The sequence below is a fragment of the Vibrio sp. 1580 genome, assembly GCF_033340055.1.
Map to the genome: position 1 here is coordinate 1 of NZ_JAWOVT010000019.1, position 16,810 is coordinate 16,810.

The window sequence follows — 16,810 nt, forward strand, 5'->3', positions numbered from 1 at the left end:
TTTAAAATACAAAACGCCCGATGAAGTACATCGAGCGTTTTAGTTAAAAAGTGTCAACCCATATCAGGACGGGTCACACACATTAAAAGGCTAGAGTTTTACCGCCAATTTAACACCTTGACGAATCGCACGCACAGCATCAAGTTCACCCGCATGGTCAGCTCCGCCAATGATATGAATCTTCTCTCCAAGTTCAGACCATTTATCTTCAAACGGACGTACAGACTCTTGCCCAGCACAAATGATAACTTTGTCTGCATTAAGTACCTGCGCGCTTCCGTCTACATGAATGTGCAAACCTTGATCATCAATTTTATCGTAAGACACGCCGCCGACTAAATGTACGCCCCGTTTTTCAAGGGTACGTTTATGGATCCAACCTGTCGTTTTACCCGGACCTTTACCTACACGACCTTTACGACGCTGAAGTACCCAGACTTCTTTATCGCTGACCGCATCAGGGTAAGGGTATAAACCACCCGGCTGAGACATCTCCTTGTCGATTCCCCATTCATGCAACCAGTCATCCAACGTTTGTCCAACTGGCTCTGTGAGCATGGTCGCGACATCTACGCCAATGCCACCAGCACCAACGATAGCCACTTTCTCACCGACTGGCGTTTTGTCTCGAATGAGAGTTTGATAGTCGACGACTTTCTCTGGGTTATCAATTCCATCAATATTGACTTTACGTGGCTCAACACCCGATGCCATCACTATCTCATCGTATTCTGTGAGTAAGTCATAGTTCGCTTCCGTCGATAAGTGCAGATTCACGCCTGTTTCATCAATACGGTTAGCGAAATATCGTATCGTCTCTCGAAACTCTTCCTTACCAGGGATCTGCATCGCAAGACGGAACTGACCACCGATGCGGTCGTTCTTTTCGAACAAATCAACCTTATGGCCACGTTCAGCCAGTGTGGTCGCACAAGCCAAGCCCGCAGGTCCAGCACCAACAACTGCAATGTTTTTCTTTTTAAAGGCTGGTTCAACAACAATTTCGGTTTCATAGCACGCTAGAGGGTTCACTAAGCAACTGGCGCGCTTACCTTTAAACACGTTATCTAGACACGCCTGATTACAACCAATACACGTATTAATAAGCTGCGCTTTTTCCTGTTCGGCTTTAGCAACAAAGTAAGGATCGGCCAAGAATGGGCGCGCCATCGAAACCATGTCGGCATGACCTGAAGATAAAATGCGTTCTGCTTCATCTGGCGTATTTATACGGTTGCAAGTGATAATAGGAACCGAAACGTGAGGTTTAACTTTTTCCGTAACCCATGTAAACGCACCACGTGGTACTTGAGTCGCAATGGTCGGAATTCGAGCCTCATGCCAACCGATACCCGTATTAATAATCGTGACGCCAGCCTCTTCAAGTGCTTTCGCCAATTCGATAACGTCTTCAAAAGTGCTGCCCTGCTCGACAAGATCCAGCATAGAAAGACGGAAGATGATGATGAACTTGTCACCCACCGCCTTGCGTACCGCTTTAACAATTTCTAGCGGAAAACGCATACGTTTTTTATAGCTGCCACCCCATTCGTCGTAACGCATATTAGTACGTTTACATAAGAATTGGTTTATCAAGTAACCTTCCGAGCCCATTAACTCGACGCCATCATAACCAGCAAGCTGTGCTAACTCCGCACTATTAGCAAACGCGTCGATGGTTTTCTTTATCTGGCGGTCGCTCATTTCACTCGGAGCAAACTTTGCAATCGGCGCTTTAATGCCAGATGCACTTTGCGAGAATGGATGCATTGCATAACGCCCAGCATGGAGAATTTGCAACGCAATTTTACCACCGTGCTTGTGCACCGCTTCTGTCACAACTTTATGGGCTTTAGCATGTTTTGGCTTGCTGAATTCAGCACTCAACGGGTGTAAACGACCGCGTAAGTTAGGAGAAAAACCTCCGGTTACAATCAGTCCGACACCGCCTTTCGCGCGTTCTTCATAAAAAGCAGCGAGCTTCTGTAATCCTTCTTTGTGCTCTTCTAAGCCCGTGTGCATTGATCCCATCAGAACTCGGTTTCGTAATTGTGTGAAACCGAGGTCCAGTGGCTTTAATAGGTTTGGGTACATGGCAGACATCACTTAACATCCATTGTTATTATCATGGTCTGACCAGATTAAGCCTGCTCAACCAAAAAATCAAACAAGCGTTTACATTTTTGTAACACCGATCAATCTCGTGTGAAAATATGCCAATTGTTGAGTGGTCGTGATAAGCTAAAAAAATGTTATCTTTTGAGATCTTAGAGATAAGAACCCATACTTTGTTAGACTCGGCGTAACTATCTCGTTATGGAGACAAGATGAAAAAACTCTTCAAATTTATTGGTTTGATATTTAAAGGGATATGGAAAAGTATCACTTTCATCAGACTCGCACTGGCAAACCTAATTTTCTTGCTGATGATTGCCGTTTTCTACTTTGCCTTTACTTATACCGGAGACGGTCAACCTGTCGTCGAAAAAGAATCGGCATTGGTGATGAACCTTTCAGGCCCAATTGTCGAACAAAGACGTTATGTAAACCCAATGGACTCTTTTGCTGGTTCCCTTTTGGGTAATGAGCTACCGAAAGAAAACGTCCTTTTCGATATCGTTGATACTATTCGCTACGCGAAAGACGATCCTAAAGTGTCTGGATTAGTGCTAGCACTGCGAGACATGCCAGAAACAAATCTCACGAAACTACGTTACATCGCGAAAGCGTTGAACGAATTTAAAGCGTCAGGCAAACCCGTTTACGCCGTAGGTGATTTCTACAACCAAAGCCAATATTACTTGGCAAGTTACGCTGACAAAGTTTATCTGGCACCTGATGGTGGTGTATTGATTAAAGGTTACAGCGCTTACTCAATGTACTACAAAACGTTACTTGAAAAGCTTGACGTTTCTACTCATGTTTTTCGCGTAGGTACTTATAAATCCGCTATCGAACCGTTTATTCGTGATGACATGTCCGATGCGGCGAAAGAGTCAGCAACACGCTGGGTTACTCAATTGTGGAGTGCTTTTGTTGATGACGTAACAACAAACCGAAACATTGATGCGAAAGTGCTTAATCCAACCATGGATGAACTGATTAACGAGATGAAGTCTGTAAATGGCGATATTGCTCAGCTCGCAGTCAAATTGGGGCTAGTGGATGAACTTGCGACACGCCAAGACATTCGCACTCTATTCGCAAAACAGTTTGGTAGCGACGGCAAAGACAGCTACAACGCGATTGGTTACTACGACTACCTTGCAACGATTCGTCCCGATTACACACTACCTCAGCACGACATCGCCGTTGTTCTAGCAAGTGGCGCGATTATGGACGGTCAACAACCTCGCGGAACTGTTGGTGGTGACACAGTCGCAAGCTTGCTGCGTCAAGCACGCAATGATGAAAAAGTGAAAGCGGTCGTATTACGAGTAGATAGTCCAGGAGGCAGTGCCTTTGCTTCTGAAGTGATTCGTAACGAAGTAGAAGCTCTGAAGCAAGCAGGTAAGCCGGTTGTTGTATCCATGTCGAGTTTGGCTGCTTCTGGTGGTTATTGGATTTCAATGAGCGCAGACAAAATCGTTGCTCAGCCAACAACCCTGACGGGCTCCATTGGTATATTTAGTGTCATCACCACGTTTGAAAAAGGCTTTAGCAAGTTAGGTATTAACACTGATGGCGTTGGCACATCGCCGTTCTCAGGTGACGGTATTACCACTGGCCTTTCTGAAGGCGCGTCTCAAGTGTTCCAATTAGGTATCGAACACGGTTACAAGCGCTTTATTTCTCTAGTTGGCGAGAATCGCGATATGTCTCTAGAGGAAGTTGACAAGGTTGCTCAAGGTCGAGTTTGGACTGGCCAAGATGCACTATCCTTTGGTCTTGTCGATCAAATGGGTGACTTTGATGATGCTGTAGAGCTAGCGGCGAAACTAGCGAACGTGACCGATTACGGCATTTACTGGGTAGAAGAGCCTCTTTCACCTACTGAACTATTTCTGCAAGAGTTTATGAAACAGGTGAAAGTCTCTCTAGGTATTGATGCAACAAGCTTGCTACCAAAAAGTCTTCAACCCGTAGCTCAACAATTCGAACAAGACGCAAGCTTGCTCCAAAGCTTCAACGATCCTAAAGGTCAATACGCATTTTGTTTGAACTGCCAAGTGCAGTAGTTTTTCCATCAATATTACAAAGGGCACTTCTACTTGAAGTGCCCTTTTTATTAGGCTTTGCATCTCCTCAGATGACTTTCTGATGCTGTGCGTATAGCCTCGCATCTCAAGGTTATTTAGGTATATAATCCCCGCCTCTGTTCCCCTACACGAAAGAAAAAACGATGACTAGAAAACACATCTACATCGCTTACACCGGTGGTACCATCGGAATGCAAAAATCCGACCACGGCTATGTGCCTGTTGCTGGCTTTATGGAAAAGCAATTAGCAAGCATGCCCGAATTCCATCGTCCTGAAATGCCGGATTACACCATCCACGAATACGACCCTCTGATTGACTCATCAGATATGACACCTGCTGACTGGCAGCAGATTGCGAATGATATTCGTGACAACTATGACAAATACGATGGTTTCGTTATCCTACATGGTACTGACACCATGGCGTACACAGCGTCCGCATTGTCTTTCATGCTTGAAAACCTTGGTAAGCCAGTGATTGTAACGGGTTCACAAATCCCTCTCGCAGAGCTGCGTTCTGACGGCCAAGCAAACCTATTAAACGCGCTACATATTGCGGCAAACTACCCGATCAACGAAGTAACTTTGTTCTTCAATAATCAATTGATGCGTGGTAACCGCAGCACAAAATCTCATGCAGACGGTTTTAATGCCTTTACTTCACCAAACCTTCCTCCACTATTGGAAGCTGGGATCAATATTCAAGTTAGCAACAGCGTAACCGTTGGTGCACAACCAGAAGGTGAGTTTAAGGTTCACAACATCACGCCACAACCAATCGGTGTGATCACCATGTACCCTGGTATTTCACACGAAGTTATCCGCAACACGCTTCGTCAGCCCGTGAATGCGATGATTCTTCTGACTTTTGGTGTCGGCAATGCTCCTCAGAACCCTGAGCTGCTTGGTCACCTGAAAGAAGCCTCTGAGCGCGGCGTTATTGTCGTAAACCTAACTCAGTGTTTGGCAGGTAAAGTGAATATGGGCGGATATGCCACAGGTTGTGCTCTCGCAGACTCTGGTGTTATCAGTGGCTTTGACATGACGCCCGAAGCGGCGCTGGCAAAACTACACTACCTTCTAAGCCAAAACCTTTCTTACGAAGAAGTAAAAGAGAGAATGCAACAAGTACTGCGTGGTGAAATGAGCCTGTAAGTTCAAGCTTTCTGCGATCTAAAAAGCCCAATACAATTTGGGCTTTTTTCTTTCAAAATCAAAATAATAAAATTTTGAGAAATAAGGCGTAAGGATTAATCAATGTTCGGATTGACACGAACAATATCGCTCTCTTCTCCGCTGAATTGTTTTTTAAGCTCTTGTTTTGATTTAAAACTGATTTCACCACCGGCTGCAACCGTCATATGCTGCGCATCAGTATTATGTTTTGATTGATACAACATCACAGCTTGCATACACGAATCTCGCTGCTCTTTAGAAAGTGTTGTACCCTCAGGCCATCTTCCCGTTTCTACTGCATACACTAAGCGATCATAAACTTCTGGAGTCATCGCTTGTAATAGTTGTTCTGCGTCCATAGTGTACCTTCTTATTACATTCTATTTACAGAACATAACGGGTTAAGAAACTGAGTCAAGAATACGAAAATGAATTGGTGTAACGGATCACAAGCAAAGCCATGAAAAGAACAAACTGGTTACTTCTCAGCCTCGCATGTTTTGCGCTATCGGGCTGTTTTGAAGGTAACGTGACAACCGAAGAGTTGTGCCAAAAAACACCAGAGCTGCGTTGCGAGCAGCTCAATATGGATGACGGCCAATGTCGAATTCCAAGAACAAATTTGGTTTGGCATCGGTTTGAGCAATTGAAAAACCCATCAGAGGCCAACCAAATCATCGAATACGGTCTGGTCGCTGGATATAGGAAATGCTTAGAACTCGCCTCCCAGATCACCCCTATTGATCAAAGTGCTCTCAAAAGACAACGCTTTAATGCATTGGTACACAGTATTGATGAGCTAGAGCGCATTGTAAACGAGTTAAAAGGCTCAGAAGACCCGGCTACTTTGTATTTCTTATGGTCTCAAACGGGAGATACTCAAGCTCGGCGCGCATTTTTACAAATGGAAGGGTCTCCCCAATTAAATAATGCTGAGATGCAATATGCATTAGCCACTTTTTATACCAACCGAGATACCAAGAAAACCCTGGAGCTTCTTAATAACGCGTTGTCTTTATCTGATGAAGACAACATCAATCCGGTCATTCTCAAGTCAATGGCAAGTATTCATCAAGGGCTTGGAGACAAAGAGCAAGCGTATCTATGGGCAATGGTCGCGAAGAGATTCGACGTACCGCTTGCTGATGAAAAGCAGCTCCAACGTATGTTCAATTTCAGTCATCCAGAGCGATATAAGCAGTTGGATGAATTAGCCGAATCGGTGGCGAAAGCCATAGAGAAAGGTATCTATTCCCCAGCAATGATACCCAGTGAGATATAAACGAAAAACTCCCGCAATGAGCGGGAGTTTTTATTTAAGTCGAGCGACACTCAGATCACCGTTGAGCATGAATCATCCTGAAAGGATAAAACAATCTCGAGCACAATTTTGTCGTTATTATTCTGATTTGTTGAAAATTAACGACACAGAATTAACACAAAAACGCTCTCCTGTGGTCTGTGGGCCATCTTCAAAAACGTGCCCTAGATGGCTATCACACGTTGCACAACGAATCTCTGTACGTACCATTCCGTGACTTAGATCTTCTAAATAGCGCACCGCTTGATCGTTGATAGGCGCATCAAAACTTGGCCATCCGCAGCCAGAGTCATACTTGTTATCAGAGACAAAGAGAGGGGCATTACAACAAGTACAAGCGTAAACACCAGTTTCCTTATTATGCAGTAGCTTACCGCTGAAAGGAGGCTCTGTACCTTGCTCTCGGCAAACACGGAACTCTTCATCAGACAGTTGCTCACGCCACTGTTCATCTGACTTCGTCACTTTTTTCCCGCTTTGTTCCACGACTTTCGGCTCCTTATTTACTGTTCTTGGTATTGACTTTTTTAGCAAAAAACTTGCTTCTCTTAACAGTTGTAGCACATACTTTCTCACCAGGACACCATGCGTAATTAATTTGATAAGAGCACTTATCTCACCAGTTATATTACGCCAACTGGGCTACAGAAGAATCAGTTAAAAGTTTAAAAAACGTACATTTGCAAAGAATTGTTAAAAAAAGCGTCGCTTTTTTTTGACTTTAAACAAGTTAAGTCCGATTATCACTTGCAGATGTTTACTGGATTCTGTAATTTTACTACCAGTTATCTTTAATCAGAAATTAAGTTGTGGAGCAACTATAATGACTATCAAAGTAGGTATTAACGGTTTTGGCCGTATCGGTCGTTTCGTATTCCGTGCAGCGCAAGAGCGCAACGACATCGAAGTAGTAGGTATTAACGACCTTATCGATGTAGATTACATGGCATACATGCTTAAGTATGACTCAACTCACGGCCGTTTCAACGGTACTGTTGAAGTTGAAGGCGGTAACCTAATCGTTAACGGTAAAACTGTACGTGTTACTGCAGAGCGCAACCCTGAAGACCTAAAATGGGACGAAATCAGTGTTGACGTTGTAGCTGAAGCAACTGGTCTTTTCCTAACTGACGAGACTGCACGTAAGCACATCACTGCTGGCGCGAAAAAAGTTGTACTAACTGGTCCTTCTAAAGACGCTACTCCAATGTTCGTTAACGGCGTAAACTTCGACACTTACGCTGGTCAAGACATCGTTTCTAACGCTTCTTGTACTACTAACTGTCTAGCGCCTATCGCTAAAGTTCTTAACGACAAGTTCGGTATCGAATCTGGTCTTATGACTACAGTTCACGCAACTACAGCAACTCAAAAAACTGTAGATGGTCCTTCTGCTAAAGACTGGCGCGGTGGTCGTGGTGCTTCTCAAAACATCATCCCATCTTCAACTGGTGCTGCTAAAGCTGTAGGCGTTGTACTTCCAGAAGTAAACGGCAAACTAACTGGTATGGCTTTCCGCGTACCAACTGCTAACGTTTCTGTAGTTGACCTAACTGTTAACCTAGTTAACGGTGCTTCTTACGAAGACATCTGTAAAGCGATGAAAGAAGCTTCTGAAGGCGAACTAAAAGGCGTTCTAGGCTACACTGAAGATGCAGTTGTATCTCAAGACTTCATCGGCGAAGTTTGCACTTCAGTATTCGATGCTAAAGCTGGTATCGCACTAACTGACAAATTCGTTAAAGTTGTATCTTGGTACGACAACGAAATCGGTTACTCAAACAAAGTTCTAGACCTAATCGCTCACATCTCTAAGTAATTAGAAAGTTAGCAATTAGCGAATAACTTCGTTAAAGAAAAGGCGGCTCTAGGGTCGCCTTTTTTGTATCTGGAATTTGAGAGAATGCAGGCTCGATGTTGCATTTAATGTGCGAAGCGCGTCTAAAAGCTCTCCCCCAGCGATAGGAAACTACACATGGATTTAAAAACTCTCCCAGCCCTAACGGTGCTATCTGATAACGTCACTATCGTTGAAGTTGATCAGATAAAAATCGTCCGCGTGATTCATGACAAAGCAACGGCAGGCATCTCGCTACACGGTGGTCATGTCGTGTCGTTCACGCCTGAAGGTCAAGAAGATCTGATCTGGATGAGCGAAAAAGCTGTCTTCGATGGTAAAGCTGCTCTTCGCGGTGGTATTCCGGTTTGTTGGCCTTGGTTTGGGCGTATCGCTGCTCCAGCTCACGGCTTTGCCCGCACCGCAGAATGGGAGTTGGTTGAACATCGTGAGAACCATAACGGTGTGATTGTTGAACTTGCTCTGTTCCCGACAGAAGAAATCCACGATATTTGGCCCCATATGTTTGACGCTCGTTTGGTGATTGAAGTGGGCGATGAGCTAAAAGTGACGCTCAAAGTCATGAACATTGATGACGAGGCTTGGACCTTCTCTGGCGCATTACATACTTACCTAAACGTTGGAGACATTAAGCAAGCACAAACGACAGGCATGGGTGCCGAGTACATTGATAGCTTGAAAGCTGATGCGGTATGCCAAGGTGGTAATGTTCTACAACTAACTGACACGATTGATCGCGTTTACACGCAACCAGAAGCGAAAATTTTGGTAAAAGACCCGGTATTGGATCGTACGCTAAGCGTACACAACCAAGGCCACAACTCAGCAGTATTATGGAACCCTTGGGCAGAAGGTGCGCAAAGCATGGGTGACATGGCTGACGATGGTTATCAAACCATGTTGTGTGTGGAGTCTGCTGTTCATGCACCAAGTATTGAGCAAGGTCAAACGCTCCAACCAGGTGAGACACATGAACTTGTCACTGTCATTTCAGCGCAGTAAGAATCACCATATAAAGGCCGGGGATACCCGGCTTTTTTTTGTAATAAAAGCTCTGCTTAGATGGTCCTATCTTTACTAACTTATTGGTTACTGGTCACTTTTGACGGTTTCATTAATAAATATCAAAAAAATTGATCATATAAACCGATAGCATACCGATACAAAACTCATAAATAATAAAAATATCAGGAATTAGTCTATGTTAGAGAGATACCGAAATCAAAGTGTCGGATTCCAGTTGAAACTGGTGATCACTTTGTGTCTATTCATTGCTTTCAGCAGTATTGCAGCGCTTGTTTACCGCAACGCTTCCGATGTTCTATTGGAAAGCACACTGAAAGAACACCAATCTAAAGTAGAATCAATGGCAAAAACCATTGCTGGCCAATTCGATGCTTACCTGCACACCGCTAAAGTCCTCGAATCTACTTTTCGCAATGGCTACCTTGCCGGTGTCTATGTCGAAAATTACACGGTTGACTTCATGGGACATGAAGTACCAAACATCACTCAATACAGTGAAAGCTTAATTAATGACACCAAGTTGGTCGACAGTTTCACACGTGATACCGGCGCTATAGCAACGCTATTCGCACCATTGGGTGACGACTTTATTCGGGTGTCCACCTCCCTAAAAGATCCACAAGGTCAACGAGCGGTCGGAACCACGTTAGGCATCAACCATCCTGGTTATCAGCAACTTAAAGCAGGACAACCGTATTACGCTCAAATTAAATTGTATGGCGAGCGCTACATTACCTACTATGCCCCAATCAAAGATGCGACAGGAAAGGTAGCAGGCCTATCGTTTATCGGCTTACCAGTAGACCAAGCGACACAAACCTTATTCGATGTACTCGAAGAGATAAAATGGGGCGACACTGGTTACACCATTATCGTTGATGACGACGAAAACAATCTTGGTAAATACCTACTTCATCCAGCAAAAAGCGGCTCAGATTCGTCAATACTAGAAGTCGCCGACTACAATGGTCACAAGCCTTTTGGCCAGATTTTCGAACAATCTAGTGGATTAATTCGCTACCCTTTCGAGTACCAAGGTAACGTAGGCGAAAAGTATCTTGTCTACACAGAGGTTCCAGGTTGGAACTGGAAACTGCTAGGTGGTACGTTTATCAAAGAAGTGACAAAAGGTAGCGACACGCTTCTCACACTCATTGCCATCATTTCTTCGGTAGCGGCAATCATTACTTTTGTTGTACTGACACTTTTCTTGAATCGCAGCTTACAACCTCTCACAACTCTAAACTCATACATGACTCGCTTAGCGGGCGGCGAAGTCAGCTTGAACATTCCAGCGTCTCGTAAAGCATCAAAGAATGAAATTACGAACCTGAGCTCGGGTGTCGCCAGTATGGCAAGTCAGCTCAATGAACTCGTTGGTAAGATCCGTTCAACAAGCGACTTAGTGGAGAGCAACTCCACCAGCGTTGCCAACGATGCACATAGCAATTTGACCCAAGCCGACCGACAACAACAAGAAGTCGAGCAAGTTGTGACAGCGATTGAAGAAATGGCCTCTTCCGCTCAATCTGTCGCACAACAAGTCGAAAGCATTGCGGAAAACGTACGCTCAGCAAATACTGATAGTCAATCTGGTCTCGCGATTGTTGAAGGCGTATGTATCGACGTTGCTCAACTTAACGATCAATTGGATCAATCAGCAACGGCTATCGAGCAAGTAAATCGCGATAGCGAGAGTATTCAAACCGTCACTAAAATGATTGATGAAATTGCTGAGCAAACCAATTTACTTGCCTTGAATGCCGCCATTGAAGCAGCACGAGCAGGTGAGCAAGGCCGTGGCTTCGCAGTTGTAGCAGATGAAGTGCGCACACTTGCGCACCGAACCCAAAGCTCAGTTCAAGATGTCGTGGAAATTATCGAGAAACTAAAAGGGTCGACTCATAATGCAGTTAATATGATGACAGACAGCCAACGCAGTGCAAACCAGGTCTTGGACAAAGCACAAGACGCGGGCACAGCATTAGAAGCCATAGCAGTACAAGTGCAGTCGATAGCCTCTCAAGCCGACGCCATTGCAGCGACTTCAGAAGAACAAGCTCAAGTTTCACAAGAAATTGCAGCAAATGCCCATTCTATCAGTGAACTTAACCGAGAAAGCCGCAACACGAGCGCAAAAACCTCGCAAAGTGCCATTGAACTTCAACAACAAGCACGAAACTTGAAAGAGCAAGTCGACTTCTTCCACTAATACTTAATAAGAGCCGACCCAGTCGGCTCTTTTTGTTTCACTTGAGACCATGCTTTTTGATAGAATTTGCCGCCCTACTTTCTGTTCGAGATCGTCATGAACTATCAATGCCCTCTATGCCACCAAGCTCTAGCGTTAAATGAAAAAACGTTTAAGTGCGAAAACAATCATCAGTTTGACTTAGCAAAAGAAGGCTACGTTAACTTGATGCCAGCGCACCACAAACGTTCTAAAGATCCTGGTGACAACAAAGAGATGATGCAAGCTCGTCGTCGGTTCCTCGAAGGAGATTACTACAACCCAATGCGCCAAGAAGTGGCGCAGCTGTGTGCAACATACACTGAGGGGAGCACTCATCAATTATTAGATATTGGTTGTGGTGAAGGTTACTACACAGATCAAGTACAAAAGACGATAGAAACACAAGCGAACCATGCCACGATTTATGGCTTAGACATTTCCAAAGTTGCCATTCGTTACGCGGCGAAGCGTTACACGCACTGCAACTTTAGTGTGGCTTCTAGTCACCGACTTCCCTTCGCAAATGAATCCTTAGATGCCATTTTGCGCATTTATGCCCCGTGTAAAGCTGAGGAGCTGCAGCGCGTTGTAAAAAACGACGGCGTTGTTGTCACGGTTACTCCTGCTAGCCGCCACTTATACCAACTGCGTGAGCGCATTTATCAAGAAGTTCGTCTTCACAATGAAGAACCAGAACATATTGAAGGGTTTGAATTAGAGCACCAGCAGCATCTTAACTATGTTATGGACTTGAAAAACGGAGCCGCAATCGATTTATTGCAAATGACGCCATTCGCATGGAAAGCAACCGATGCTCTTCGTGAAGAGTTGAAATCCGCTACACTTTTCCAATGTGAGGCTGATTTTATGTTGCGTGTATATCGCAAAAAAACACTCAATTAATAAGTCAAAAAAACAACAAACGCAAATAGTTATCATTTATATTGATTCATTGCTCAGCCTCCATTAATATCATCCGGACATTTTTGGAGGCTTTTCAATGCGCTTTTCTACTTTGAGCTTGCTCTTTGCAGGCTTACTTACTGGTTGCTCTTCATATACGCACACCGACTCTCACGCAACCTCAGCGGAAGTCACTAGTTTTTACGACTACCAACTATACACCCCTTCTGGCGAGCACATCGCTCTAAGCAAACTGCCAATTGAGCTGCAACAAGCAGATGTCATTCTTATTGGTGAATGGCACACACACGCCGGCGTTCATCGCTTTCAAACCGATATGCTCAAACAACTTACGTCCTACGACCGCTCACTCGCGTTATCTATGGAACAATTTACCCGCGACAAACAACCTGTTGTTGACGCTTACCTACGTGGGGAGATCGGCGAACAGTACTTAATGAAACAAGCCAACGCTTGGCCCAATTATGAAAGCGACTATCGCCCTCTCGTGGAGTTTGCTAAGCAGAAAAATCTCCCGGTCATTGCAGCAAATGCACCAAAGAACATTGTCCGATGCATTGGTCGACAAGGGCTAGATTACATTAACAAGCTCGATGATGATCAGCGGATGTTCATTGCACAAGCCATCAACACTGGTAGTAGTCCGTACAAAGAAAAGTTCATGGCATCCATGCATCACGGTAAGCCAGAGCAGACGGAAAAACAGTTTGCAGCTCAAGTTACTTGGGATGAAACTATGGCGGAATCTATCGTTAGCTACCTAGACGACAACCCAGGCGCTCAGGTTGTCCATGTTGCAGGCAAGTTTCACACCGAGCAAGGGTTGGGTACGGCAGCATCAATCTTAAGCCGCAACCCGAGCTTAAAAGTGGTTGTAATTAGCCCAACAGATAACGTGCTTTCTGATAATACTGACTATCAGTTAGAGGTTCTCGCACCACCAGTACGGTATGTACAAGATGCTCACCGCATGGCGGCATATCAACATCTAACTAAACGCAATAACGATCTTCAATGTAAGTAGCTGCTCTTCAATTTAAGTTACTACCTTGCCGTTGCGTTGCATCATCACACCGCTCCGAGTTCATCGAGTGACAAGGGTCTGCTTCCTGCTGGTCTATTTTTTGCTAATGATCACCAATAGAAACTAGAAGCGGCAAAAGCAGACCTGTTTTTATCCAAATAGCTTCAGAAATAAACTTTGCCGCCGATAAAAATATAACTGCTTTTTACCCGCACTCAGTGACCGAGTGTCGATGTTCCAAGGAGTATTCGATGAATCCAGTAGGAAGCACTTCTGTTAATAGCTATGCCAAACAATCTGTCGCCTCTAAACAAGCAAGTATTGCACAAGAAGAAACTAGTGCTTCGCCGCTGAAAGTCGAACACAATAAGGTGACGCTTTCGACCGAAGGCAAAGCGCTACTTGCCGCTCTGCAACAAATCGAGCACGACAGCAAGAAAATAGAAGCAGAAGATAAATCTGTTGGTGAAAAGGTCGAATCTTTCACGCATGGTGCGCTTGGCATGGATCACCCCGATAAAATCGAGAAAGAAGAGGATGGCTCATATTCTGCGGGTCAATACCTTTCTGCGGCACTTACCGTTGGTGGCATCATACTGGCATTAGTCTGATAACCAGTCTGATAATCGTCACGACAACAAATCCTATTTGAACCAAACACTTACTGCAGCCCATAATTTAATAAGCCAAAGAACGATATGATGCAAACGTAAGTGAATTCGACCGCTCTTGTGGCCCGATAATACATGCTCGTTTATTGCTCCCTAAACTAGGTTTCTTGTGAAGGCACTGAATGGATAACTTTAGTCCATGCTTTCAACTCCTAAGCGTAATCCAAGCCCACGTTTGTGGGCTTTCTTCTTTCCAAACTAACGAACGTTACAGAGCGACTCATTTTTTCTGCAAAACCAAACAAAAACGACAATTTGGTTAAACTTTTATTACCGACACAAAACCTTCATAAATCATTGCTTTAATGCCTGCGCTTTCAATAAACAAGGAAAATATAATGAAGCGCTTAGTATCTCCAATCGTTACGGCAGTGGCTGCATCTACCCTCTCTTTCAACGCACTCTCAGCTGAAATCAAAAACGTCATTTTGATGATCGGCGACGGCATGGGTCCTCAACAAGTTGGTTTACTCGAGACCTACGCAAAACACGCACCTAACTCGGTTTACAAAGGCGAAAGCACAGCGTTATACAAACTCGCTCAAGAAGGTGTGATTGGATCATCACTGACCAATCCAGAAGACGCAATTGTCGTCGACTCTGCGTGCTCAGCTACGATGCTAGCGACAGGAATCCCTACCGCTTCTGAAGTCATTGGCATTGATAGCCAAGGCAACCATGTCGAAACTATTTTGGAAAAAGCCAAAAGTAAAGGTAAAGCGACAGGGCTCGTCTCTGATACGCGTATGACCCACGCAACGCCAGCAGCATTTGCCGCTCATCAACCACATCGCTCCCTAGAAAACAATATTGCGGCGGATATGCTCGAAACAGGCGTAGACGTGATGATGTCTGGTGGACTTCGTCATTGGATTCCAAAGTCGACAAACGACAAGGGAAAGACATACGAGCAACTTGAAAAGCTCACTGAAGGTAATGTCTACCTAAAGTCGAAACGTAAAGATGAGCGCAACTTGCTTACTGAGGCGCAAGACCAAGGTTACAACCTGGCTTTCAGCCGCGATATGCTCACACAAGCTAAAGGTGACAAATTACTTGGACTTTTTGCTTACTCGGGCATGAACGATGGTATTGCCTACAGTCAAAGCAAAAACGATCCAAAACGCACGCAGCCATCGCTGAAAGAAATGACCACCAAAGCAATCGACATTCTTTCAAAAGACAAAGACGGTTTTTTCTTGATGGTTGAAGGCGGCCAAATTGACTGGGCTGGCCACAGTAACGATGCAGGTACGATGCTGCATGAAATGCTTAAATTCGATGAAGCGGTAAACTCAGTTTATGAGTGGGCAAAAGGCCGTGATGACACCCTGATCATTGTTACTGCTGACCACGAAACCGGCTCTTTTGGCTTTAGCTACTCATCAGCAAACTTGCCTAAACCACAAAAACGCGACGGCGAAGCATTCAAAAATCAGGATTACGCGCCAAACTTCAACTTTGGTCAGTTCGAGATCCTCGATGGTTTATACAACCAAAAGAAAAGTTACTACGGCATGATCAGTGAATTCCAAGCGCTTGATAAGAAAGAGCAAACTCCAGAGAAGTTTGCGGAAGTCGTGAACGCAAATAGCGATTTTTCGATTACGCCTGAGCAAGCAGAACGCGTATTAGCAAGTAAACCAAATCCATACCGACTCGCTGGACACAAATACTTAAGCGAAGAGAACGTACCGACAATCAATGACTTTGATGCTTTCTTTCCTTACAACGACCGTGGCAACTTGCTAGCGCGTGAGCATGCAACAAAGCAAAACACAGTATGGGGGACGGGTACTCATACGCATACTCCTGTCAACGTATTTGCTTGGGGACCTGCAGAAACTATCCTTCCGGTATCAAAAATCATGCACCACTCGCAACTAGGCGAGTACTTGAAGCAACAAATTAAATAATCAACTTGCACTTACTTCACAACTCGTGATGTTTCAACGCTCTCGCAAGGGAGCGTTTTTTTTATTCATGAAAACAGTTGACGTTTTAAATCGCACACCACAATAATTATGGGTCTTTAATTATATGAATAAAGAAAATGTGCGAAATCTTTGCTAAGCAACCCCAAGACAACTATCAGTTCATCACCCGCTCTATCCGTATTGATGGTCACGCGACCAGTGTAAAACTTGAAGCGAGCTTTTGGACAATTCTTGAGGAAATCGCTAGTGCTCAAAACATGACGGTTCCTAAATTCATAAGCACTGTTTATCAAGAAGCACTCGAATACAATGGTGAAGTGAACAACTTTGCCTCCTTACTTCGATGCGCTTGCCTCACTTACGCCCGCCAACCTCAAGAGACCACTCGTCAAGCACTTGCGCAACTTAACAGTTAATAGCAACCAACCGACCAATGACC

Annotated in this window: 14 protein-coding genes; 11 read left to right on the forward strand and 3 right to left on the reverse strand. The window is 44.5% G+C overall.

Annotated features, from left to right (window positions below):
- Positions 1 to 90 precede the first annotated feature (90 nt).
- Complete coding sequence (locus tag R7093_RS21485; protein WP_005380708.1) at positions 91 to 2,103, reverse strand: NADPH-dependent 2,4-dienoyl-CoA reductase; 2,013 nt, start codon at positions 2,101 to 2,103, stop codon at positions 91 to 93.
- A gap of 224 nt (positions 2,104 to 2,327) precedes the next feature.
- Between R7093_RS21485 and sppA the strand changes: the two genes are divergently transcribed.
- On the forward strand, positions 2,328 to 4,178 hold the full coding sequence (gene sppA / locus R7093_RS21490; protein ID WP_005380705.1) for a signal peptide peptidase SppA: 1,851 nt from the start codon (positions 2,328 to 2,330) through the stop codon (positions 4,176 to 4,178).
- A 164-nt stretch (positions 4,179 to 4,342) separates the two neighbouring features.
- Positions 4,343 to 5,356: an asparaginase gene (ansA, locus tag R7093_RS21495; protein WP_017635822.1), complete on the forward strand. Its 1,014-nt coding sequence runs from the start codon at positions 4,343 to 4,345 to the stop codon at positions 5,354 to 5,356.
- Positions 5,357 to 5,451: 95 nt separating this feature from the next.
- Here ansA and R7093_RS21500 read toward each other — a convergent pair whose 3' ends face one another.
- Positions 5,452 to 5,736: a YeaC family protein gene (locus R7093_RS21500; RefSeq protein WP_005380700.1), complete on the reverse strand. Its 285-nt coding sequence runs from the start codon at positions 5,734 to 5,736 to the stop codon at positions 5,452 to 5,454.
- Positions 5,737 to 5,837: 101 nt separating this feature from the next.
- On the opposite strand from R7093_RS21500, the gene R7093_RS21505 reads away from it, so the two are divergent.
- Positions 5,838 to 6,659: a DUF2989 domain-containing protein gene (locus R7093_RS21505; protein ID WP_047104411.1), complete on the forward strand. Its 822-nt coding sequence runs from the start codon at positions 5,838 to 5,840 to the stop codon at positions 6,657 to 6,659.
- 117 nt (positions 6,660 to 6,776) lie between these two features.
- Here R7093_RS21505 and msrB read toward each other — a convergent pair whose 3' ends face one another.
- On the reverse strand, positions 6,777 to 7,184 hold the full coding sequence (gene msrB / locus R7093_RS21510) for a peptide-methionine (R)-S-oxide reductase MsrB (protein WP_005380698.1): 408 nt from the start codon (positions 7,182 to 7,184) through the stop codon (positions 6,777 to 6,779).
- Positions 7,185 to 7,521: 337 nt separating this feature from the next.
- Between msrB and gap the strand changes: the two genes are divergently transcribed.
- The 8 genes from gap (at position 7,522) to R7093_RS21550 (ending at position 16,787) form a co-directional block, all read left to right on the forward strand.
- Positions 7,522 to 8,517 carry a type I glyceraldehyde-3-phosphate dehydrogenase gene (gene gap / locus R7093_RS21515; protein ID WP_213963015.1) on the forward strand — a complete coding sequence of 332 codons (996 nt, stop codon included), beginning with the start codon at positions 7,522 to 7,524 and terminating at the stop codon, positions 8,515 to 8,517.
- A 156-nt stretch (positions 8,518 to 8,673) separates the two neighbouring features.
- Positions 8,674 to 9,558 carry a D-hexose-6-phosphate mutarotase gene (locus R7093_RS21520; protein ID WP_033907352.1) on the forward strand — a complete coding sequence of 295 codons (885 nt, stop codon included), beginning with the start codon at positions 8,674 to 8,676 and terminating at the stop codon, positions 9,556 to 9,558.
- A gap of 199 nt (positions 9,559 to 9,757) precedes the next feature.
- On the forward strand, positions 9,758 to 11,794 hold the full coding sequence (locus tag R7093_RS21525; RefSeq protein ID WP_206225624.1) for a methyl-accepting chemotaxis protein: 2,037 nt from the start codon (positions 9,758 to 9,760) through the stop codon (positions 11,792 to 11,794).
- A 96-nt stretch (positions 11,795 to 11,890) separates the two neighbouring features.
- On the forward strand, positions 11,891 to 12,718 hold the full coding sequence (gene rlmA / locus R7093_RS21530) for a 23S rRNA (guanine(745)-N(1))-methyltransferase (protein WP_005380691.1): 828 nt from the start codon (positions 11,891 to 11,893) through the stop codon (positions 12,716 to 12,718).
- Between the two features lie 97 nt (positions 12,719 to 12,815).
- Positions 12,816 to 13,763: a ChaN family lipoprotein gene (locus R7093_RS21535; protein WP_017635818.1), complete on the forward strand. Its 948-nt coding sequence runs from the start codon at positions 12,816 to 12,818 to the stop codon at positions 13,761 to 13,763.
- Between the two features lie 251 nt (positions 13,764 to 14,014).
- Positions 14,015 to 14,374 carry a hypothetical protein gene (locus R7093_RS21540; protein ID WP_005380688.1) on the forward strand — a complete coding sequence of 120 codons (360 nt, stop codon included), beginning with the start codon at positions 14,015 to 14,017 and terminating at the stop codon, positions 14,372 to 14,374.
- 398 nt (positions 14,375 to 14,772) lie between these two features.
- A complete protein-coding gene (locus tag R7093_RS21545; protein WP_053349597.1) occupies positions 14,773 to 16,350 on the forward strand; it encodes an alkaline phosphatase in 1,578 nt (525 codons plus the stop codon).
- Positions 16,351 to 16,487: 137 nt separating this feature from the next.
- Entirely contained in the window at positions 16,488 to 16,787 is a 300-nt protein-coding gene (locus R7093_RS21550) for a ribbon-helix-helix domain-containing protein (protein WP_005384938.1), read from the forward strand.
- Positions 16,788 to 16,810: the final 23 nt, after the last annotated feature.

Bases quoted from the DNA above. Each gene is read 5' to 3' on its own strand.
- R7093_RS21485 (WP_005380708.1), bottom strand. From the start codon at position 2,103: ATGTCTGCCATGTACCCAAACCTATTAAAGCCACTGGACCTCGGTTTC.
- sppA (WP_005380705.1), top strand. From the start codon at position 2,328: ATGAAAAAACTCTTCAAATTTATTGGTTTGATATTTAAAGGGATATGG.
- ansA (WP_017635822.1), top strand. From the start codon at position 4,343: ATGACTAGAAAACACATCTACATCGCTTACACCGGTGGTACCATCGGA.
- R7093_RS21500 (WP_005380700.1), bottom strand. From the start codon at position 5,736: ATGGACGCAGAACAACTATTACAAGCGATGACTCCAGAAGTTTATGAT.
- R7093_RS21505 (WP_047104411.1), top strand. From the start codon at position 5,838: ATGAAAAGAACAAACTGGTTACTTCTCAGCCTCGCATGTTTTGCGCTA.
- gap (WP_213963015.1), top strand. From the start codon at position 7,522: ATGACTATCAAAGTAGGTATTAACGGTTTTGGCCGTATCGGTCGTTTC.
- R7093_RS21520 (WP_033907352.1), top strand. From the start codon at position 8,674: ATGGATTTAAAAACTCTCCCAGCCCTAACGGTGCTATCTGATAACGTC.
- R7093_RS21525 (WP_206225624.1), top strand. From the start codon at position 9,758: ATGTTAGAGAGATACCGAAATCAAAGTGTCGGATTCCAGTTGAAACTG.
- rlmA (WP_005380691.1), top strand. From the start codon at position 11,891: ATGAACTATCAATGCCCTCTATGCCACCAAGCTCTAGCGTTAAATGAA.
- R7093_RS21535 (WP_017635818.1), top strand. From the start codon at position 12,816: ATGCGCTTTTCTACTTTGAGCTTGCTCTTTGCAGGCTTACTTACTGGT.
- R7093_RS21540 (WP_005380688.1), top strand. From the start codon at position 14,015: ATGAATCCAGTAGGAAGCACTTCTGTTAATAGCTATGCCAAACAATCT.
- R7093_RS21545 (WP_053349597.1), top strand. From the start codon at position 14,773: ATGAAGCGCTTAGTATCTCCAATCGTTACGGCAGTGGCTGCATCTACC.
- R7093_RS21550 (WP_005384938.1), top strand. From the start codon at position 16,488: ATGTGCGAAATCTTTGCTAAGCAACCCCAAGACAACTATCAGTTCATC.